Annotated in this window: 23 protein-coding genes; 14 read left to right on the plus strand and 9 right to left on the minus strand. The window is 45.0% G+C overall.

The window, feature by feature from the left end:
* Positions 1-19: 19 nt before the first annotated feature.
* From G403_RS0113340 to G403_RS0113370, 5 genes are all read right to left on the minus strand, one after another.
* On the minus strand, positions 20-262 hold the full coding sequence (locus tag G403_RS0113340) for a hypothetical protein (RefSeq protein ID WP_027854430.1): 243 nt from the start codon (positions 260-262) through the stop codon (positions 20-22).
* Positions 253-1344, minus strand: coding sequence for a DUF4326 domain-containing protein (locus tag G403_RS25550; RefSeq protein WP_211232682.1), 1092 nt, complete (start codon positions 1342-1344; stop codon positions 253-255). The genes G403_RS0113340 and G403_RS25550 overlap by 10 nt, the downstream gene beginning before the upstream one ends.
* 235 nt (positions 1345-1579) lie before the next feature.
* Positions 1580-1855 carry a hypothetical protein gene (locus G403_RS0113360; protein ID WP_027854431.1) on the minus strand — a complete coding sequence of 92 codons (276 nt, stop codon included), beginning with the start codon at positions 1853-1855 and terminating at the stop codon, positions 1580-1582.
* Positions 1856-2009: 154 nt separating this feature from the next.
* Positions 2010-2288: a hypothetical protein gene (locus tag G403_RS0113365; RefSeq protein ID WP_027854432.1), complete on the minus strand. Its 279-nt coding sequence runs from the start codon at positions 2286-2288 to the stop codon at positions 2010-2012.
* A 549-nt stretch (positions 2289-2837) separates the two neighbouring features.
* Entirely contained in the window at positions 2838-3065 is a 228-nt protein-coding gene (locus G403_RS0113370; protein ID WP_027854433.1) for a hypothetical protein, read from the minus strand.
* Between the two features lie 696 nt (positions 3066-3761).
* Between G403_RS0113370 and G403_RS0113375 the strand changes: the two genes are divergently transcribed.
* The 11 genes from G403_RS0113375 to G403_RS0113425 are packed head-to-tail and all read left to right on the plus strand — an operon-like array spanning position 3762 to position 15118.
* The gene (locus tag G403_RS0113375; protein WP_027854434.1) at positions 3762-4463 is read left to right on the plus strand and encodes a hypothetical protein; all 702 of its coding nucleotides are present in this window, start codon (positions 3762-3764) and stop codon (positions 4461-4463) included.
* Positions 4456-4617 (plus strand): hypothetical protein, encoded by a 162-nt coding sequence (locus tag G403_RS25310; protein ID WP_156899702.1) that lies wholly within the window; start codon positions 4456-4458, stop codon positions 4615-4617. Before G403_RS0113375 ends, G403_RS25310 begins: the two co-directional genes overlap by 8 nt.
* A complete protein-coding gene (locus G403_RS0113385) occupies positions 4595-6220 on the plus strand; it encodes a hypothetical protein (RefSeq protein ID WP_051299005.1) in 1626 nt (541 codons plus the stop codon). The genes G403_RS25310 and G403_RS0113385 overlap by 23 nt, the downstream gene beginning before the upstream one ends.
* 48 nt (positions 6221-6268) lie before the next feature.
* Positions 6269-6976 (plus strand): hypothetical protein, encoded by a 708-nt coding sequence (locus G403_RS23300; RefSeq protein WP_051299007.1) that lies wholly within the window; start codon positions 6269-6271, stop codon positions 6974-6976.
* A complete protein-coding gene (locus tag G403_RS0113395; protein ID WP_027854436.1) occupies positions 6967-10836 on the plus strand; it encodes a hypothetical protein in 3870 nt (1289 codons plus the stop codon). Before G403_RS23300 ends, G403_RS0113395 begins: the two co-directional genes overlap by 10 nt.
* Complete coding sequence (locus G403_RS25315; RefSeq protein ID WP_156899703.1) at positions 10836-12899, plus strand: hypothetical protein; 2064 nt, start codon at positions 10836-10838, stop codon at positions 12897-12899. The genes G403_RS0113395 and G403_RS25315 overlap by 1 nt, the downstream gene beginning before the upstream one ends.
* Before the next feature lie 47 nt (positions 12900-12946).
* The gene (locus G403_RS0113405) at positions 12947-13279 is read left to right on the plus strand and encodes a hypothetical protein (RefSeq protein ID WP_027854437.1); all 333 of its coding nucleotides are present in this window, start codon (positions 12947-12949) and stop codon (positions 13277-13279) included.
* Positions 13280-13329: 50 nt separating this feature from the next.
* On the plus strand, positions 13330-13848 hold the full coding sequence (locus tag G403_RS0113410) for a hypothetical protein (protein WP_027854438.1): 519 nt from the start codon (positions 13330-13332) through the stop codon (positions 13846-13848).
* Positions 13849-13858: 10 nt separating this feature from the next.
* A complete protein-coding gene (locus G403_RS24550; RefSeq protein WP_051299008.1) occupies positions 13859-14371 on the plus strand; it encodes a DUF1353 domain-containing protein in 513 nt (170 codons plus the stop codon).
* A 58-nt stretch (positions 14372-14429) separates the two neighbouring features.
* Positions 14430-14726: a phage holin, lambda family gene (locus G403_RS0113420; RefSeq protein ID WP_051299010.1), complete on the plus strand. Its 297-nt coding sequence runs from the start codon at positions 14430-14432 to the stop codon at positions 14724-14726.
* A 2-nt stretch (positions 14727-14728) separates the two neighbouring features.
* Positions 14729-15118: a D-Ala-D-Ala carboxypeptidase family metallohydrolase gene (locus G403_RS0113425; protein ID WP_027854440.1), complete on the plus strand. Its 390-nt coding sequence runs from the start codon at positions 14729-14731 to the stop codon at positions 15116-15118.
* Positions 15119-15147: 29 nt separating this feature from the next.
* Here the strand turns inward: G403_RS0113425 and G403_RS0113430 are convergent, their stop codons facing one another.
* From G403_RS0113430 to G403_RS0113445, 4 genes are all read right to left on the minus strand, one after another.
* Complete coding sequence (locus tag G403_RS0113430) at positions 15148-15351, minus strand: hypothetical protein (RefSeq protein ID WP_027854441.1); 204 nt, start codon at positions 15349-15351, stop codon at positions 15148-15150.
* An 83-nt stretch (positions 15352-15434) separates the two neighbouring features.
* The gene (locus tag G403_RS0113435; RefSeq protein WP_027854442.1) at positions 15435-15905 is read right to left on the minus strand and encodes a nucleoside triphosphate pyrophosphohydrolase family protein; all 471 of its coding nucleotides are present in this window, start codon (positions 15903-15905) and stop codon (positions 15435-15437) included.
* A gap of 2 nt (positions 15906-15907) precedes the next feature.
* Positions 15908-16132 (minus strand): glutaredoxin family protein, encoded by a 225-nt coding sequence (locus tag G403_RS0113440; protein ID WP_027854443.1) that lies wholly within the window; start codon positions 16130-16132, stop codon positions 15908-15910.
* Positions 16110-16844, minus strand: a complete 735-nt coding sequence (locus G403_RS0113445) for a PhoH family protein (RefSeq protein WP_027854444.1) — start codon at positions 16842-16844, stop codon at positions 16110-16112. Before G403_RS0113445 ends, G403_RS0113440 begins: the two co-directional genes overlap by 23 nt.
* 123 nt (positions 16845-16967) lie before the next feature.
* Between G403_RS0113445 and G403_RS0113450 the strand changes: the two genes are divergently transcribed.
* The 3 genes from G403_RS0113450 to G403_RS0113455 are packed head-to-tail and all read left to right on the plus strand — an operon-like array spanning position 16968 to position 19151.
* Positions 16968-18527, plus strand: coding sequence for a hypothetical protein (locus tag G403_RS0113450; RefSeq protein WP_027854445.1), 1560 nt, complete (start codon positions 16968-16970; stop codon positions 18525-18527).
* Positions 18524-18850 (plus strand): hypothetical protein, encoded by a 327-nt coding sequence (locus tag G403_RS25320; RefSeq protein WP_156899704.1) that lies wholly within the window; start codon positions 18524-18526, stop codon positions 18848-18850. The genes G403_RS0113450 and G403_RS25320 overlap by 4 nt, the downstream gene beginning before the upstream one ends.
* The gene (locus G403_RS0113455) at positions 18834-19151 is read left to right on the plus strand and encodes a DUF4376 domain-containing protein (protein ID WP_169719907.1); all 318 of its coding nucleotides are present in this window, start codon (positions 18834-18836) and stop codon (positions 19149-19151) included. Before G403_RS25320 ends, G403_RS0113455 begins: the two co-directional genes overlap by 17 nt.
* The last annotated feature ends 73 nt before the right edge of the window (positions 19152-19224 follow it).

The raw sequence follows: 19224 nt of genomic DNA on the forward strand, positions 1-19224 counted from the left end.
CCACGGCGGTGGCGCTTATTTACTTGGTGAGTAACTTAGTTAATTCTATTTCTTTGAGTCGTTGCTCAAACCAACCCTTATATTGCATAAAGGCTTCTTTTGTTTCTTCCGGTCTTTTTAGTTTTCCTGCTTCGATATCACTAATTAATTGAGAATAATGGTGAAGGCTCTGTTTCATTTCCCCTGCAGTTAAGACAGTAAATATCTTAGGGACTGTATAGCCCCTATCTTCAATAAGGTATGGATCCTTTTTTACTCCCATGGTGGTTGATCTCCATAGTTAAACACAACACCCGGTATATTCTTTTTATCGCAAATATCGATCATGTGTTTAGTACCCTTTGATATTCCATCCCAAAAGATCACTGCATGATTAACGATATTGGCCATGTGTTCATTTCTCAGATATCCCGCACGCTTCCCATACCGATCCCATTCAGCTGGGTATCGTTCCAGCTTCAAGCCATATTCCTGTGCAAACCGCTCACCCAGTAAATCAGCTCCACGGGCATTCCCTGAGATAATGGTGATCTGCTCAGTTGTTTCAGCCACCTGGTTCAGATATTTCACCATCTCTTTCTCAAGCAACGCGTAATCGTTGAAATCACGGCTCCCTGCAATGACACAGCGGACTTTGGTTGATTCAGTCTTCTTAGGTATTTCCCACGTATCCAGTATTTCCGCCAGTGCCCGCGCCTGATTTACTGGAGTAGTGGCAAAGAAATCCGCCAAGACCCGACCATGTTGATCGGCTTTTTCTTTCAATTCGCTGATTAGGTCAGGATTGTTAGCCGCCCATATTTTCCATAATTGCAGATATTCAGCGTATAAATCCTTGGATGGATCAAGTGGTGGTTTGCCTTTACCTAATGTCGTGTTAGTGCCCCCTGGAAGGTAACCCTTAACATCACATTGGTAGTGCATTTCGATGGTTCGTCCATCCGGCATACGAGCAAAGTAAGCACTGAATCGTTTATCACCTTTGCTGCTGCACTGATAACCGACTTTACGGTCCCATCCATATTTCTGAACTCGTACTGGCTCAATCATGTGTTCCTCCACATATTTCTTAATCGTGTCACCATGGCACCGGAGAGGTTTACAGAAGCATTTAAGGAGAATTTCCTTACCTTGGGATGCTTCAGCAATTAAATGCTCTACAGCGGCTTTTAGAGGGCTTCCTGAGCGTTTCATCTCCTGATGGAAATACACCTCGTACTTATCACAGACGGTATTACGATCATCACCATCTTTTTTGATAGGGAAGGGATTACCGAAAGGAGAGCCTCTACCAATATAAATTCCCGGTCTGGGATCTTTGTACTTATTAGTTACCTTTATCATTAGAGTTGCCCTCAATTAAATTGGTGGCTTTTATAAGTGGAATTACTTTTTCCAGATCTCTTTTAAATACCTCTAAGTTTTCAGCTGAATACAAAGGACAATCGAAACACTCAATTCCAGTACAAAAGTTATGTTCTGATATAAATACACAGAGCTTACCGCATCCTTTTTTATTTTTTGGAAGTAAGTTGGATATCAATATATTCATTGAGTGAAACTGGTTTATATTCACCGCTTATTCCTTATCAATTAACTGTATGGCTTTAACGAATGGTTTGATTTCCTCAAGAAACTCTTTAGCTTCAGAAGTGTTAGTAGGATGTAATGGGCAATACATACAATCTACTTCATCACATACTCTTGGAATGAATTCTTCTCCATTTTCTGAAAGTCTTAAATAAGTAGAAGCGTGTATATCACACACATCGCTTTCTTCTTTATCTCTTATATCTTCCTGGCAGTTTATTATCCCAATCAGGGCATCGATCATTTCGATTTTATTCAGTGCCATTGCTATCTCTCCAGTATCTTTAATTCCCGCCACACCCGCGAAGCGGCACCCACAACAACAGAGCACCACCCACAAATACCTATTGGAGTTGGATCTACTATCTTTCCCATAAAAGAAATTTCCCCCACCACCCGAAGGTGATGAGGGATGAGAGTTATTTCTTACCGGTAGGCTTGGCGAAGGTAACCGGACCCTCACGCTTCTCCACGACATGGAGAGAGCATTCAAGGATCAGGTCCTCGAGACTTCCAAGCTCCACAATGGCAGCATGAATCTCATTGCTCAGTCGGAGCGGGATTCCGCCCAACTGATGGTCTTTACCACCTTCCAGTTTTACTGCCACGTTCAGGAAGGCAGCAGCCTCCTCAAAATTTCGGCTGTTGCCATTAGCCGGAGCCTGGGAATCGGTGTTACGACGTACAAGTGCAGTCATGGTGTATCTCCTCAGTGATTAAGAATCGAAGGCCTTGATGCCTCCATCCCATCCGCGAAGCGGCAAACCAACTAACCAGTTAGCAGAAGAGTTGATTACGGAGTATCCACACTGGATATAGGAAAAAGTCCTAGAGCTTGTGAGTGTAATCAGTGTTACGCTCATGCGCGCGGTGTCTGTGTGGTGTGCGTGTAGTGTTTGTGTATCTACAACCACACAAGAGAAGGGAAAGAAAAAGAACTCACCACCCGAAGGCAGTGAGATTATTTGTACAGCGCTATTTTAACCATCCCAACAAGAACAGATATTCCAGCTATTCCGGATAGAGTAATTTCTGGGTTGGTTATTAAGTACATTGAGCTGTGGGCAAAGTAGTACAGAAATGTTTCCATAGTTCTATCTCCGAAGTTGAGAAGCCCGATACCCCAAACAAGTTAGGATATCGGGAGTGTATCGGTTCTTACTTACTAAGACGGAACTATCTCTGGTGTTGTGTTGTGTATGTGTTAAAGAACTAAGGCCCCTACCCGAAGGTAGGAGCGCTTATGGTTACTGCTGAGTGAGTAGCTTGCGATTCTCTTCGATCTGTTTAGCGAGTTGATCGCGTTTGATATCCAGTTCTGCCAGTACCTCTGATTCGGTCTGAGCTACTGTGCTGTCTACGATGTTACCTACTCGGCCATAAGCTGAGGCGTACTTCTCAGTGCCCTGGCATACACTGACTACTACGTTACAGGCTGAAGTAATGGCTGCGCCGATAGCTGTGAATACTTGCATGATGATCACCATTGATTAGGTTGATTGATTGGATGGTACCGTGGCACCCGCGAAGCGGCTGAGTGGGGTGGGTGGAGCTGAGCGCTATGAGGATTAGCACCGGGGGGGATGTTTCGTTTGTCCGGTTCGCGGACTGTAGTAATGCAACCGTACCTAGATTATAAAAATTCTCTCCATGCGAGTTGAGAATTATTATCAACAACCGTACTAATATTAAAAAATTCCCAAAACCCTTCCAAAATAATATTGTGAGTATTTTTCCCCAACCCCAGGGCTCCATTTAGCTCCGTGACGGGGCGGCTACTATCTGGTCCTGATACTCGGGCCTGTTTTATTTGAGCTGGCTCAGAGAGGCTTATAGAGCGTTTTAGAGGGGGTAAGGTATTAAGGGGTTTTATCGACCGATGAGAGACACCCGAGCGAGTTTACGAGCGGAGGGATGTCGAACCAGAGGGAGTGTATATTACAGGCAAAAAAGAGCCCACCAAAGAGGTGGGCCTAAGTTGGATACTGAATCCGATACCGCTTACAGGATACGAGTTTGAAGATGTAAATCTGTAAAACTCGAGGTCAGTATATAATTTAAAAAACCGACGTCAATATTTTTTACATACTTACTCCAAATAAAACTATGGTGGGATTTAGTATATAAAGCCTATAAACTAAACACCATTAAAGTGGTTGGAGTCAATTTTAATGAGTGGACTTTTAACGGCTGAACAGTTCCGTAAAGCATTACCCCCTCAAGTAAAGAAGTCAGTAAACCAAGAACTCATTGATAAGGTAAACCAGACAATCAGTGATCCCGCATTCCGTGAGGTATATCGGGATAACCTGTTGGGTTACGCCAATGTGATGAGTAAAGGTAAGTTCAAGATCCAGAGTTATCTGGATGCGGTTCGGTATGTTAGTTATAAGCTACTCGGTGATTCAAATATTGTCGCCTATACCAAAACCTTTCCGGATAAGTATCAGGATTTTATTACCCGTGGTGTGGACTCAAAGGATATCGCCTCCTATGTGACGGCGTATAACAAATCCAAACTGGTGAACCTGATCTATGAACAGAGTCTGGTACCCAGTTGGGTATTGAACCAGGACCTTTATCAGAAGGCTCTGAATGTTCAGGCTGAACTTATGATCACGGCACAGTCGGAAAAAGTACGTACTGATGCGGCTAACTCTATTTTGACGCATTTGAAGATGCCGGAGACACAGAAGGTAGAACTGGAGGTGGGTATGAAAGAGGACTCCACCATTCAGGCCCTGCGTGAATCGACTGCTGAGCTGGTACGGCAACAGCGGCTGATGATGCAGTCCGGTGCTATGGATGCTCAAGAAGTTGCGCATACCAAGCTGGCCATTGAAGGGGAGTTCAGAGAGGTGGGTAATGAGTGATTTGACTCAAGGTGCCATCGTCTTCTTCTGTATGACCGGTGGCTTACTGTTTTTGGTACTGCTGGTTCTGGCTGCGCTTGCTCTATTGGCGGCGTTTGATGATTACGATGATCCAGATGAGGAGCCAGGTGATGAGCAGCCTATCCGTTCATGACGTAATCGAAGATGCCCTGGGAGGAGCCAAAAAGGTAGAGGACTACCTTAACTCCACCAGCTATACGGTCGATCCTTATTACGTACCCAGTGAGTTCGCCCTTGAGTTTGTAACCTTTATCAAGATGGTGAACGGGGCGGATGGTGAGGAGAACCTGACACCACTGGTTCATTACCACATGCTGGATACCCTGACACGGGGCGGCCGGCGCATCGCTAACCTCTGCCACCGAGGTATCGCTAAAACCACAGTAATGGGTGAATACCTGTTCCTGTATATCGCTACCTATGGGGAAATTCCAGGGTTCGGTAAGGTTGACCTGGCTCTATACGTATCGGATTCCATCGAAAACGGTGTGAAGAACATGCGTAAGAACTTGGAGTATCGCTGGGAGAACTCCGAGTTTCTGAAGCAGTATGTGCCACTCGCTAAATTTACGGATATCCGCTGGGAATTCCGTAATGCTGATGGAAATACCCTAATCATAAAAGGTTATGGAGCAAAAACGGGTGTGCGTGGTGCCAAGGAGATGGGTAAACGCCCCCAGCTGGCGGTCCTTGATGACCTGATCAGTGATGAGGACGCTCGATCTGCGACGGTTATATCAGCGGTAGAGGATACCGTTTATAAGGCGGTGAACTACGCGCTGCATCCTAAGAAGAACCTGATTATTTGGTCGGGTACCCCCTTTAACGCGAAAGATCCGCTGTATAAGGCGGTGGAATCTGGTGCATGGGATGTGAACGTGTTCCCGGTGTGTGAGAAATTTCCCTGTGATCGTAAGGATTTCAAGGGCTCATGGCCGGATCGTTTCACCTATGACTACGTGATGGAGCAGTACACGGATGCTGTTAAGCTCGGCAAGGTAGATACCTTCAACCAAGAGCTTATGTTGCGGATCATGAGCGATGATGATCGCCTGATTCAGGACCATGATATCCAATGGTACCGCCGCAGCCTCGTTTTAGATCAGCGTTCCCGGTTCAACTTCTATATCACGACTGACTTTGCCACCAGTGAGAAGACCAGTGCGGACTTTTCGGTTATTTCAGTGTGGGCCTATAACCATAACGGGGATTGGTTGTGGGTAGATGGGGTGTGTAAGCGCCAGTTGATGGACAAGAACATGAATGATCTGTTCAGACTGGCTCAGGAATACCGACCGCAGTCGGTAGGGGTGGAAGTGACGGGACAGCAGGCCGGTTTTGTGGCCTGGATCCAGAATGAGATGCTCTCGCGTAACATCTACTTCAATCTGGCGTCGGAGGGGAATGATAGCAAGGCAGGTATTCGACCCAACACCAATAAAATGGTGCGGTTTAATACCATGGTGCCGATGTTTAAGGCGAAGAAGATGTTCTTCCCTGAGGAGTTAAAGAATACACCGGAAATGATAGAGGCAATTGATGAGTTGTCTCTGGCTTCTCCGGGCGGTTTTAAAAGCAAACACGACGATTTTATCGATACTATTTCCATGTTGAGTAGTTTAAATGCGTGGAAACCGTCTGAAATCGCTAATTTGCTCCAAATAGACCAGAAAGAATATTGGGAGTTGGATGTGGAGGATGAACCAGTTTCCAGAATAAACTCCTATATTGTTTAAAAGCTATCCTTTAAACTAAACCCCGATAAATAACCATCGGGGTTTTTTATGCTCTTGTCAGATATTTTCAGTCACCTTACTGAAGGTGAACTTTCTCAATATTTCTTCGGTACTGGTGAAAATGGGCAGATTGATCCGGCTGATTACCCGAAGATTATTTCTCAGATTAACCTTGGACTTACCAACCTCCATACGCGGCTTCCTTTGAAGCAGCAGGAGGTTATTGTTGATCAGCAGGTTGGTAATTCGATATATACGCTGCACTCAGATTTTGCTGTCAGTAATACTGGCTCAACTGAACCGGTTAAGTACATTATTGACACAGCAGATGAACCGTTTGAGGACAATATACTGGTCATTGAACGCGTCTATATGGAGGATGGGACTAAGCTACCTCTAAATGACGCTGATTCCGCTATGGCTGTATATACACCTAAATACAATGTTATCCAGATTCCTTTCGAAACTATTGGCTCTGCAGTGTCAATCATATATAGAGCCGATCACCCGCGTATTCCAACCGATATTGCAGACCCTACAACCTTTGAGGTTGACCTTTCGTTTGCTTATTTGGAGCCGCTGCTTTACTACGTGGGTTCACGTATTACCGGTAGTTTTCAAAACCAGGAAGCCGTTCAAAACTCTGGATTCCTTTACTCAAAATACGAGAAGGCACTTCTGGATATTCAAAACAGCAACCTACTTCAGAATGAAACCATCAACAATACTAAATTGGAGATGCGCGGGTGGGTTTAAAATCCAGTTTTGAGAGTAAAACAGCTCTCACAGATAAGTTTTTTAGAAGTCTTGTAGATAATATCCAACTGATAATTGATAACATTGACGTTATTCAAGCAGTCGATGGTGCTCTATTAGACAGTCTTAAACGCATTTATGGCGATTTAAGTAGCGAGCCTACGACTCGTGTTGATGGTAGCCCGATTCAAAATGGGGATGTGTACTACAACACAACTGATTCAACACTGTATATACACACTAATAGTACATGGGGCCGGTATGACCTTATCGGTATTACCCAGGAAGTTATCGATTCCATTTCTGCTTCTGAGGCTGCAGCTGAACAAGCGTATTTGGATACGTCAGCATTATTAACCTCTATTAATGCTCTAGCCTCTCAAGTTAGTACAGACAAAGCTGCTGTTTCTACTGATCGCCTATCGGTTGAAGCCAGTGCCACTCAAGTTGGGACTGATGCAACTGCGGTTAGTACTGCAAAAACGGCGGTTGAGGCTAATTTGGTATCAGTAATAGCTGCACTGGATACCATCACAGCCGCTCAGGCCAACGTACAATCTTTGGAGGAATCTGCTAGTAATAGCGCTTCATTGGCTCAATCTATGGCTACCCAAGTGGCCACAGATAAGGCAACGGTAGAGGCAGCTCGTACTTCGGTTGCAGCTGATAAGGTGAGCGTTGAAGCAGCAGAGCTAACTGTGTCAGCTGATCGAGCTGAAGTTGAGACTCTAACCTTGCAGGTTACAGCGGATGCGGCTCAGGTTGCTGCAGACGCTATTCAAGTAGCCTCAGATAAAGCCTCTGCCGAGGCAGCTGCGAGCCAGGTACAGACCACAAGCGTAAATGTTGACGCTACTAAAACCGTCATTGACGACCTGTATACGGACATGCAGGGTATACAGGTTGATTCGGCAGCCCATGAAAGTATGGCAGCAGAGTGGGCTGAACATGCGGTTGATATAGAAATCACAGGGTACCCTGGCAGTTATTCAGCACTTCACCACGCCCAAAAAGCGGCAGATGAGCATGCTCAGGTAGTCACACTGAGTGCTCAAGTAACCAGTGATGCCACTACGGTATCTGCCGCTAAAAGCGAAGTTCAGGCTCATGCAGCGCAAATTACTTTAGATGCAGCAACCGTTGCTTCAGATCGAATAGCTGTAGAAGGGGATGCAGCAACCGTTGCTGCCGATAAAGCAGCAGTTAATGCAGATAGGGTTGCTGTGGACTCTGCAGCTCAAGCTGTTGCGAATGATCGCACAGCTGTTGAAACCTTCGCCCTCAATGCTGCTAGTTCAGCTACAGCTGCTTCAGATCATGCAAATAATGCCGCTGCGTCTGAAAGTACAGTTATGTTACTGGCTCAACAGGTGTCTGATGACACTGACCAAGTAGTATTGGATGCTGCACAGGTCGCCTCTGATAGAACTGCAGTTGAAACAGCCCAATCAACAATTGCCAGTTATGTAACCGATTCAGAAACCGCTAGAGATCAGGCGGTAACTGCCAAAACTGCCGCTGAACAGGCGCGTGACGAGGCTCAGCAAGCAGCAGCTGGCCTGACTAATGGTATGGCAATGGCGGGTGATTGGGATGCCTCACCCGGTAATCTACCACCATCCCCTCCAGAAGGCTCAGTTATTTATCGTATTGCGGTCGCCGGTACTTTGGGTGGCACGTATTACAAAACAGATGACCTCCTGGTGTATAACCCTGTAAGTCTGGGTTGGTTCAGAGTAGGCAGCTCAGATGCAGATATTTATCTGGAAGATATATTGGATGCTGGTAGTGCAGCCTCTGCATCAATTACTGACTTTGAACCGAGTGGTTCATTAAATTCTCACGAGGCAGATCCTGACCCACATCCTCAGTATGAGCAAAGAGCCAATTTAGGCACGGCAGCAACTAAAAATACCCCAGTTACAGGTAATGCCAGTGCCACTGAAGTAGTACTGGGTAATGACAGCCGTCTGTCCGATGCTCGCGCACCAACCACGCATAACCATGACGACGTGTATTACACCGAGTCCGAAGTTAACTCACTGCTGACTGGAAAGGTTGATAACAGTCGAGTCCTGACCGATGTGCCGGCCGGTGCGGTGTTTACGGACACGCTGTATGACGATACGGCTCTACAGGATCAGATCGCCGGTAAAGCCAACAGTACGCACAATCATGTCCTGAGTCAGATTATCGATGCTGGAACCGCAGCGGCGTCGGATGTGACTGATTTTGCAACCGCTGCTCAAGGTGGTAAAGCGGATACCGCATTGCAGGCAGGCGATGTGGGAACGGCAGCCAGTCGCGATGTAGCAGAGACAGGTAACGCTTCAGCCGCTCAGGTGGTGTTGGGCAACGATTCGCGTCTCTCTGATGCTCGAGCCCCGACCGCTCACACGCACGATGATCTGTATTACACGGAAGCCGAAACCAACGCGTTACTTAATGGAAAGGTTAACAATGAACGCGTACTGACGGATGTTCCGGCTAGCGCTGTGTTTACCGATACCGTCTATGACGATACAGCAATTCAAGCGTCGATCAGCAGCTTGCAAACAGATGTTGCTGGAAAAGCGTCAACGGGGCACGTACACGTGCTTTCTGATGTTTCTGATGCGGGAACAGCTGCAAGCAAAAACGTCGCTGAGACGGGCGATGCAAGCGCGACAGAAGTGGTACTTGGGAACGATTCACGGCTGAGCGATGCACGAAATCCAACGGCCCATACACATGATGATCGCTACTATACCGAAGCCGAAGTAAATTCACTGTTGGCTGGTAAAGTTGATGACGCCCAAGTTCAAACTAATGTACCTGTTGGGGCGGTGTTTACCGATACTGTTTATGATGACACCTCGTTACAAGCTGAGGTAGCTGGTAAAGCAGCATCGGTTCACACACACTCCCTCAATCAGGTAACTGATGCCGGATCTGCTGCAAGCCGTGACGTACCAGGAACTGGTGATGCCTTATCTACTCAAGTGGTATTAGGTAACGATTCACGCTTAACGGATCCTCGTGTGCCTACCACGCATGCCCATGATGATCTCTATTACACAGAGGGTGAAGTTGACGCTTTACTCGCCAGTAAAGTAAACACCACCCAAGTACTAACCGATGTCCCAGCCGGTGCCGTATTCACAGATACGATATTTGATGATTCAGCTATTTGGGCCGAGTTAACTGCGTTAGGCGAGTCATCAGGAGGAGCCGGATTTGAGTATGTGTTTAAAGTAGCGAACGCCACCGTTACTGCTTCTCAGTATGTGATTGCAGATACCACAGCAGGGGCTTTCACTATTACACTACCAGCGTCGCCAGGTGCTGGTGATACAGTAATTCTGGCGTGTGATAAAACCAGCTGGGCGACAAATAATCTGACTGTGGATCGCAACGGTGAAACCATTGATGGAGTAGCCCAAAATGCTACGCTGTCAGATAACAATATCCAGGTTAAATACGTTTATGACGGAACGACCTGGCGAGGGTTTGTTGGGTATTTATCAACATTCGCAGCACCTCAACAACCTTTATTACAAGGACCTTCTTCGTCACTTGAAGATGAAGTAGTCACATTCCAGATCGTTAACTACAACCCGTATCTGGTGTATTACCCGTCTGTTTCTACTGGCTCGGTACAGCAAGTGGCCAATTTACTTCATTGGACGCTACCGATTGTAACTGCCGATACGAACGCCACAATTACAGTTGAGGTAACTGAAGTAGGGATCGGTACCACAATAGTTAACGAATCCCTTTTGATCATAAACATAGTCATTCCCACAACAGGTGATGACGCTGTGATTATTGACTCAGCCGGGTTTGGTACTTTCTCTTCAAACACAGGGTGGACTGTTTAATGATTGCTAACCAAGACAATGCTGAATGGATCAGCGCTATTCAAACACAAGAAGCCGGTGATTCTGATTGGGTGAAGGGGAAGTTGGAGATCACACACACACCTATACCAGTTGATAAGACGGGGTGGACTGCAACTGAAATTTATACTAATGAACCATTGGGTACCCTTCTATCTCAAATAGGTACTACAGACTATTACGAGTTAGACCAAGATGCGACAAAAATACGGCTATCCCAAGACTCAGTAATAGGTACTTTAAAAGGCGGTATTACAGATGTTTCACCTAGTCCTAGAAATCTCACAACGTATTCTGGTGGGTGGCTATCCCTGGATGGGACAAAACTTTATTTTATGTACGGTACCGGCATTAATGAAATTTCGTTAAATACACCTGGTATATTATCTGATGGGTTTTCTGGCGGATATACTCAAATAGTTACTTTTAGTAGTGGATCTATTATGTCGGTTTTTCCGAATAAGGATCACACTTCTGTTTATGCCATGGTAAGTGATAGCAGTGTCTTTTATATTCGAAAATATGAACTAGGAACAGCAGGTGATTTTTCAACACTACCAGCAAGTCCTACTTCATATATGGACCTGACTGGTATTTTTACAACTGCTCCCAAGTCATTTTGTGTAAGTACTGAAGAAGACTTTATTTATGTTATAGGAAATGGATCTGTACGCTCCATAGTATCTTACTCTTTATCTACAGCAGGTGATTTAAGCTCCAATTCGTTTAATTATGAAACCACCATAACTAGCTACACGTATGACTATGCAACACTACTACCAGATGGAATGACTATAGCTGCTATACAGAGTGGTAATCACTATTTGTATTTGATAAAGGGGGTTGGAGTAAATGATTTTTCCACTGCTACAGTGGAGGCCACAGCTAACTATATAAGTGAAGAGCAAGACCTTGTTTCTGTAATATATGACTACGCTACAAATAAAGTAATGTTCTCCGGGTATCAAGTTGATAAGTTTTTTACTACTGATGAATTCTTACATTTAAGTTTTAACAGTAATGCTGTCTTAGATTTTACTATTTCAACAGAAGTAGGTGCAGATTACATATCAGCAGGTGATTTTTCAGGACTTACAGTTAGCCCAGACGGCACAAGCGCGTATACTATTTCTACAACATATGATCGAGTACATAACCTGTACAATGGTAACGACTTTGATTTTTCATCCTCTTCCATGTCCTACGTATCAACATCGTCCTACACACCAAATCCTAAAGGTATATTTGTAAACAACGCAGGCACCCATGCTTATATAGTCGATACATCCTATGACAAAGTTTTTCATTTTATTCTTTCTGGATGGGGGACAGATTTTCCAACTTCACCAGTTGGTGATGTTTCAGTAAGTAGTCAAGAACCAACCCCCTACTGTGTTTTTCTCAGTAATGACGGTAAGCATCTATTTGTAGGTGGGGCTACTACGAAGAGATTATATAGGTACAGTCTTACCACTCCATGGTACCCAGAAAATGGCATAACATTGGTTGACGATTTCGGGCCGTTTCCTTCAATCATAAAGAATGGTTACCTGTTAGTAGGTGATACCACTATGGTGTTATGCACAGATGATACTTTTTATCTTTACTCCTTGCCTGCGGTCGCAGATATCAGTAATCCAACTCTAATTAGGTCTGAAACAGTACCTGCCCCTGTAGTAATGAGCCCTAGTGGGGATAAAAGTATTCGTATGTCTGGTAGTTATATACGAACCTGTGCTTATAGTGAGGCGGCTTGGGGCTATTATTCTGAAAAGTACTCTCACCCCGATACTTCAAAAATAGCTTACCAAGCACCCCCATCAGGTGAGATAGGCGTAGGTAATAACGGTACCATTGAGAAGTACCTTGCATCCAATTGGCAAGGACACACTCTCCAACCTTCTGGAGACATGCTTTCATATTCTGACGAGGTTGAGTTTTCAGACGTTGGTGATACCTACCGGGATGTCACAATTAAAATAAATGGGGACAGCGGCCAGGAAGTGACCAAAGCTCAACTGAATCTGTGGAAGGCTACAGCATGATAGAGAGACAACTTACAAGACGAGGCAACCTGGTCAAGTCAAAACCCGTGTATAAACCCCCAGTTCTGGAGGGCACTAAAGCCCTACGTGCTGAAGAGTCACTGAATCAGACGGTCACAGTTGACGGGTTCACCTTCCAGACTGATGAAGAATCAATGGACCGTATGGATCGGGTTGTCGATATTGCCAACTGGAAATTCAATCAAGCTGTGGCACAAGGCGCGACAGCTACTGAAGCCTACAATGCTGTGTACCTGGGGAACACCGTGCCCTGGAAAACCGCTGACAACAACATGGGGCAGTTCACTATCGAGCTGATCTGCCGTGTGCAGGAGCAGGCACTGAATCTGCTGGGAGAAACTTGGGTTAAATACGGCTAATAATAAGAATCCACCACTTACAGGGTACTCTTCAATTAACGGGAGTTACCATGCAAAAACTTCGTACTGCTTTTCTGTTTTCCCTCATCGCTTTGACGGTGGGGTGCTCCAACCTTTCCACAACTGAACAGGTTGTCGGTGTTACCAGTGCGGCTGTAAACGTGAAGTATCAATACGAGAACAGCGATCTCGTTGAGGTAGTCACAGCCACTGAGTTAAGCAAAACCGAACGGACCATAGTGTCAGAGGCACTGGCTCAATTGGAGCGATCAGCGGCTGCACTCGAGAAGTATGAGAGTGACCCTGGCTCAATCGTCATTAGCCTGCCGGCCATTGAGATCGAGTACGCCCGTATACTGACGGCGTATACCGATTTGCGGGTCATTGTGATCCAACATGAGCCAGATTACTCCGGTGAACAGTGGGCCGCCTTCAGTACCTTTGATCGAGATATCCGTATACTGGATACCCGGTTTCGACAGCTCACTGAAGCTGTGTATGTGAACGATGCCCTAAGAACGGCCCTGAAGGTCGCTGACACGGCGATTAAAGCCGCTGCTGTGTTGTAGGGGGTAAGTCATGAACGCAGCTGTTAAGCCCTTTGACAGGCTCCAGGATCAGGTATTGAAGCGGGGTCGATCTGAGATTTATGAACTCAGTGAGAAAAAGAACGAATTTATCGTACTGGGGGACTGGGAGTTTTGGTCTGCTCGAGTGCAGATGAATTTTGTTGTACCAACCTGGTTCATCACAGATCTGGCCTCTATCCCTCAAGCCGTTCGTAGTTTTATCTCAGTCAATGAGCGACACCGTATTCCGGCGATCCTACATGATTATCTCTATGCGCTTAACGGAGTAGGACTAAATCACTATCCGCGTAAGGTACTTGATTTGATCTTCTTGGATTTCTGTAAATTGTATGGTGTTCCTGTAATTAAACGTCATGCGATGTATCAGGCCGTTCGTATATTTGGGGGAAGTCGATACAACGATAATGATGGACGATTCTTCGCGCCCATGGATGACCGTAAATGGTATTTGGAAAATCTGGATTGGACCCCACCTAAAATAATAGCAGACTTGGTTATTTAATAAATGATCAGCAGGGTATTTTGATATACTCCGCATTAAGTCACAGGTGATTGGGATTATGCGCGTGATCGAACATTTTAAAGATATTCCACCTTCGGTGCAGGGTGTATTAATGGCAGTGGTCATAGCGATATTACGTGTCGTTTATGATCAAAAAGAAACTTCTATTGTTCGTATAATCCTGGAAGGTGCCTTATGTGGTTCACTGGCTATGACAGCCAGTACTGCCATTGAAGCCCTGGGTTATGACCAAAACTGGGTTATCTTTTTCGGCGGTATGATCGGATTTATCGGTAGTACTACGATCCGGGCAATCGCTATAAAGATGATCGGACAAAAGGTAATGAAGGGGTAAATATGAGCCAGCTCAGTAAGAATATTTACCGGCATGAAATTGCCTGTAAATGCGGATGTGGGTTCGACACGATGGATGTCGAAACGGTTGAAGCGGTTCAGGAATGTTGTGATAACTTCGCCCGCGTACTGGGCGTGGATAGGGTGATATTGGATATCACCAGCGGTGCTCGGTGTCTTACTTATAACCGCAAACCTGTCTCTCAGGGAGGTCCAGGGAGTACAGACAAATCCCAACACCCGAAAGCGCGTGCTATCGACTTTCGAATCCGTGGTGTCTCACCTCATGATGTATATGAGTACCTGAACGCCAAGTACCCGGAGAAATACGGGATTGGGAAGTACAATACGTTTACCCATCTGGATACTCGGCAAGTACCGGCTCGATGGTAAAAAGAAACCCCCAATTACTGGGGGTTTTTTCATACTGAACCATACCGATCGATCCAGCCTCTAACATGCTCAGGCTTTACCAACTCATTTTCGAGCATCTCATTGATCGCGTTACAGGTAGGATCGAAGGAGTATTCCTTGCCTTCCCGCAAAGCCAGTTTGGTCTGGCCTTTGACTGAAACAAACACGTAGCTGCGCATTGATACAACATTAGAAACCGAGGAGGTACCCATAATGTGGTGTCCTGTGTGGTTAATAGTTGATCAAAGTAATAGTGCAAGTTTTATTCCAGTGCAAGAAAGTGAGTCAAATATTTTTACGAAAAACTAGGCTCTTTGAAGTTGACTGACTTCAATAACTTTCCTTTTGGGTAGAACTTACCGTCACTACCTGTCTGATCTTTCGCTGAAATTACCGTGATCAGATCCAGTGTTGGTGTACGGAAAGTGACATCCAGACCCAGTTTCTCATAGGCCATAGCCGTTTGTTCTGCTTCGCTGTGGCTCTTACAGAATTTACTGAGGTTGGATGCCTGCACTTCAGCCATATCTGCATCAGCATCAATACCAGCGCGGTGTTGAAGGCCGTAGGTGGTCACCAAGACATCACTAGCGCCATCGCGTACCTGCTCGATATTACGCTCCTGTACGGCTTTTTTGAGTTCATTGAACTCTTCCTCAATCAGTCCCAGCTGCGCTTCAACAGCGACCCAATCGAGGGCTTCCAGGTTACCTTGAGGGTTACCAATCAGTGTGTTCAGAAAAGATACGTCAGAAAAATTGCTCATTACTACTGGCTCAATTTAAGTTTAAGTTCATTGAATCCACCGATCCGCTCGTTACCGATCCAGATCTGGGGGACAGTGGAGATACCTTCATCGCGCAGCTCTTGAATCAGGGCAGCGTTTTCAGGCTCGCGTGCATCAACATAAGAGAAGCTCTTCCCACTGGTAGCCAGGAGAAGAATGGCTTGCTTACAGAAACTGCAGTCTTTATGTCCGAGGACTTTGATCATGGAGAATTCCCATTGCTTCATGAATACCCATTACGACGTTTCGGCAGATATCTGACCGAACGATTTCTTCATAGGTACCAAAGTGAATGTGTTGAGTAGAGCGCTCTAAGATGGGACTACGGGTGCGTAGGCCTAAAAACTCACCCATGCCCGAGCTTTTCAAATCCGTTTGATCCAGATCACCACAGATAACCATGGTGCTGTTTTTACCCACCCGAGTAACCAGGTGTTTAATCTCATCCAGCGTGCAGTCTTCTGCTTCATCGACAATGATAAAAGCATTGTGCCAGCTGTTACCTTTTACGTTTTCAAGAGGGCAGAAATCCAACATACGAATCTCTTCTTTAAGCATGTATTCGATTTGCCCAAATGAAAACTCATCTTCCAGTGCTCCCAAAATAGGGCGCAACCAGTGTTTCATTTTTTCCTCATGGGTACCTTTGGCGAAACCAACGGACTGAGAAGCAGAAATGGCAGGGCGCATTAAAATAATACGGTCAATCGCTTCTTGTTGAAGAAAAAGAGAGGCTAAACGGGTAGGTATATAGGTTTTACTGGTTCCGGCTAAACCGGTAGCGAAGGTGATGGGGTGGGCTTTAACTGTTTCTATATACTTTCGTTGGTTCGGGTTTTGACCTTCTAGTGGAGGGGCAGGTTTAAATGACTTCTCAACCTTTTCTGCACGGGTAGTCCTCTTATTTTCTCTTTTCATAATTCAAGGTAATTCCTTAAAATGGTCTGATAATAATAAAGGAACTTTTCTGAATCTTATACCGGACAGCGAATTTTTGTTCTGAGCTTATACGCCAGCGGTTTCTACCGATCAGGAATTAAAATGCCCGAAATATCGAATGAGTTACTCCAGCAGCAGATAGATGAGCTGCGTACAATGCTGGAAACAGAAATCGCATCTCGTTTATCCACGGTAGATACTGAGCGGCTGGCTCGTATTTCCCAGGACGATGCGCTTAATACTTCAATCCTATCTGAAGAATCTACACGCGCTTCTGAAAACGCTGCTACAGATTTTCGTATTGATGGGTTGGAAATGTCGTTTCCAACACTGGAATCAGCTATCAGCCATGAAGCTGTTACGCGTATTGCGCAGGATGATCTAATCAACACGCGCATGGATTATTTGCTGGCCAGCACTAATACGTCATTGGGTGTAATGACCACTTCTTTAGATGCTGAAACGGCTGCTAGAGTCCTAAAAGACAATGAGCTTGAAGACAGTATTAACGACTTAAATTTAAGTATAACGGCGAGTTTAGCTGCGTATACCACCCAGCTTACTGCAACAGAGCAGGACCTGATAAACGGTATTACTCTTACAAATACCCAAGTTACTAATTTAGAAGCATCGCTTGATTTTGAAACAACCGCGTTATCCGCTTCAATATTTTCAGAGCAACAAGCCAGGGTTTCAGCCCTCGAAGCTGTTAGCACCGATATTACGCAAATGAACACTAATTTCACATCGTTAGAAACGAATGTGAATGCCGCCATTACGACTGAGCAACAGACCCGAGCATCTGCTACTGATGCGCTTGCTCAGTCAATAAGCACGCTAACCGCAGATCTCGATACTGCTGAGAGCTCTCTCAGTGCAGCTATCACTAATGAATCTACTGCAAGGGCCACTGAGAATTCTGTACTGGCTCAGCAAATAAACAGCTTATCTAGTACGATGGATGGTAACACTGCACTAGTAGAGCAACAGATGCAGACCATTGATGGCATTACCGCAAGTTGGACCATACGCACAGACGTAAACGGCCGCGTTGCTGGTGTGTCATTGATAAACAGTGTTGATGAGCCAACCAAGTTTGAAATTACTGCTGACAACTTTTCAGTCCTGGATCCAACTGATCCACTTAATGTAGTACTCGGTGTTGATACACAATCAGGAGAGGCTTTTGTTGAAGCGGCCTATATCCGTAACCTTGTTGTAGAGACTCTTCAAATAGGTCAGAACGCTGTTACGGTACCTGTAACAGCTAACCAGGTAAGCGACATTACGCTATCTGGTGTTACTTTATCCACTATTACTTCAGGATCAATAACAGGGTATACAGAAGCAGTTGTAGCAACTTTCACCAACACACTCGCAACCACACTGGACGCTATGGTTTCTGCGAGTGGACGCCACGGGACAATTACTGAATCTGATTCTGATGCTCAAGCTGTATGGAGTATTGCTGTTACGCTAAACGGTGGAATCATTTATCACTCTGGTTCTATGCGCGGTGATATTTTTGCCATGACACGCCAAGTAGTTATGCAACCTGGGGTTAATACAGTAAAAATTTACGTTACTGGTGTCTCTGATACTGGTAATGGTACTGGATTATTTGCCGGTGGAAACATTTCAATATTGGGGGCTAAACGATGAAAAGGTTTGCTATTTTTAATGATGATGGTCGAGTTATCAGTGAGCAATTACAGGCTGATTCACTATCTCCACCTGAAAATGGTGTAGAAATAGAAAACTCACTTGATGGCGAATTTTACATAGAAGAGGGTGAACTAAAAACTTGCCTTGATTTTGAATTGAGTAACCTACCTTTACCATGTGTACTTACAATAGAAGGGGAAAGATATGAATGCTCGGAACAGCCCGAACTTTCATTTGATGCCCCAGGTAATTACGTAATTCATGTTGAAGCAGGCCCATCATACAGAAAAAAGGTATTTGAATATGCTTATTACCCATAAGTCTAAAAACAAAAACTCTCGGTATAATGAGTGGCGTGACCATGAAATAGAAAAAGGTATTAACTGGGGAGGCAGCGTATTCCAGATCGATGAAAAAAGCCGATCTCTTATAGGGGATCGTGCGCTCAAGGTTGTTAAGAGGAAACTTTTGAATGAACCTATGAGTTCTTTTGTGTGGCGAACCAAAATGGATACCTATTACACATTCAGTCCTGAAGAATTTCTTGAATTTGCTGAAGCTGTTGACTCTCATTTCGAATCAATAATGATTGAAAGCTGGAATGGTAAAGATAGTTTATAAACCAAAAACAAACATAAAAGCGCTAAATTAGTAGCGCTTTTGTTTATTTTTAATGTACAAAAATAAAAACCGG

Origin of the sequence: Marinobacterium litorale DSM 23545, from assembly GCF_000428985.1 — a bacterium.
Classification (GTDB): Bacteria; Pseudomonadota; Gammaproteobacteria; order Pseudomonadales; family Balneatricaceae; genus Marinobacterium_D; species Marinobacterium_D litorale.

Bases quoted from the DNA above. Each gene is read 5' to 3' on its own strand.
- G403_RS0113340 (WP_027854430.1), bottom strand. From the start codon at position 262: ATGGGAGTAAAAAAGGATCCATACCTTATTGAAGATAGGGGCTATACA.
- G403_RS25550 (WP_211232682.1), bottom strand. From the start codon at position 1,344: ATGATAAAGGTAACTAATAAGTACAAAGATCCCAGACCGGGAATTTAT.
- G403_RS0113360 (WP_027854431.1), bottom strand. From the start codon at position 1,855: ATGGCACTGAATAAAATCGAAATGATCGATGCCCTGATTGGGATAATA.
- G403_RS0113365 (WP_027854432.1), bottom strand. From the start codon at position 2,288: ATGACTGCACTTGTACGTCGTAACACCGATTCCCAGGCTCCGGCTAAT.
- G403_RS0113370 (WP_027854433.1), bottom strand. From the start codon at position 3,065: ATGCAAGTATTCACAGCTATCGGCGCAGCCATTACTTCAGCCTGTAAC.
- G403_RS0113375 (WP_027854434.1), top strand. From the start codon at position 3,762: ATGAGTGGACTTTTAACGGCTGAACAGTTCCGTAAAGCATTACCCCCT.
- G403_RS25310 (WP_156899702.1), top strand. From the start codon at position 4,456: ATGAGTGATTTGACTCAAGGTGCCATCGTCTTCTTCTGTATGACCGGT.
- G403_RS0113385 (WP_051299005.1), top strand. From the start codon at position 4,595: ATGAGCAGCCTATCCGTTCATGACGTAATCGAAGATGCCCTGGGAGGA.
- G403_RS23300 (WP_051299007.1), top strand. From the start codon at position 6,269: ATGCTCTTGTCAGATATTTTCAGTCACCTTACTGAAGGTGAACTTTCT.
- G403_RS25315 (WP_156899703.1), top strand. From the start codon at position 10,836: ATGATTGCTAACCAAGACAATGCTGAATGGATCAGCGCTATTCAAACA.
- G403_RS0113410 (WP_027854438.1), top strand. From the start codon at position 13,330: ATGCAAAAACTTCGTACTGCTTTTCTGTTTTCCCTCATCGCTTTGACG.
- G403_RS24550 (WP_051299008.1), top strand. From the start codon at position 13,859: ATGAACGCAGCTGTTAAGCCCTTTGACAGGCTCCAGGATCAGGTATTG.
- G403_RS0113420 (WP_051299010.1), top strand. From the start codon at position 14,430: ATGCGCGTGATCGAACATTTTAAAGATATTCCACCTTCGGTGCAGGGT.
- G403_RS0113425 (WP_027854440.1), top strand. From the start codon at position 14,729: ATGAGCCAGCTCAGTAAGAATATTTACCGGCATGAAATTGCCTGTAAA.
- G403_RS0113430 (WP_027854441.1), bottom strand. From the start codon at position 15,351: ATGGGTACCTCCTCGGTTTCTAATGTTGTATCAATGCGCAGCTACGTG.
- G403_RS0113435 (WP_027854442.1), bottom strand. From the start codon at position 15,905: ATGAGCAATTTTTCTGACGTATCTTTTCTGAACACACTGATTGGTAAC.
- G403_RS0113440 (WP_027854443.1), bottom strand. From the start codon at position 16,132: ATGATCAAAGTCCTCGGACATAAAGACTGCAGTTTCTGTAAGCAAGCC.
- G403_RS0113445 (WP_027854444.1), bottom strand. From the start codon at position 16,844: ATGAAAAGAGAAAATAAGAGGACTACCCGTGCAGAAAAGGTTGAGAAG.
- G403_RS0113450 (WP_027854445.1), top strand. From the start codon at position 16,968: ATGCCCGAAATATCGAATGAGTTACTCCAGCAGCAGATAGATGAGCTG.
- G403_RS25320 (WP_156899704.1), top strand. From the start codon at position 18,524: ATGAAAAGGTTTGCTATTTTTAATGATGATGGTCGAGTTATCAGTGAG.
- G403_RS0113455 (WP_169719907.1), top strand. From the start codon at position 18,834: ATGCTTATTACCCATAAGTCTAAAAACAAAAACTCTCGGTATAATGAG.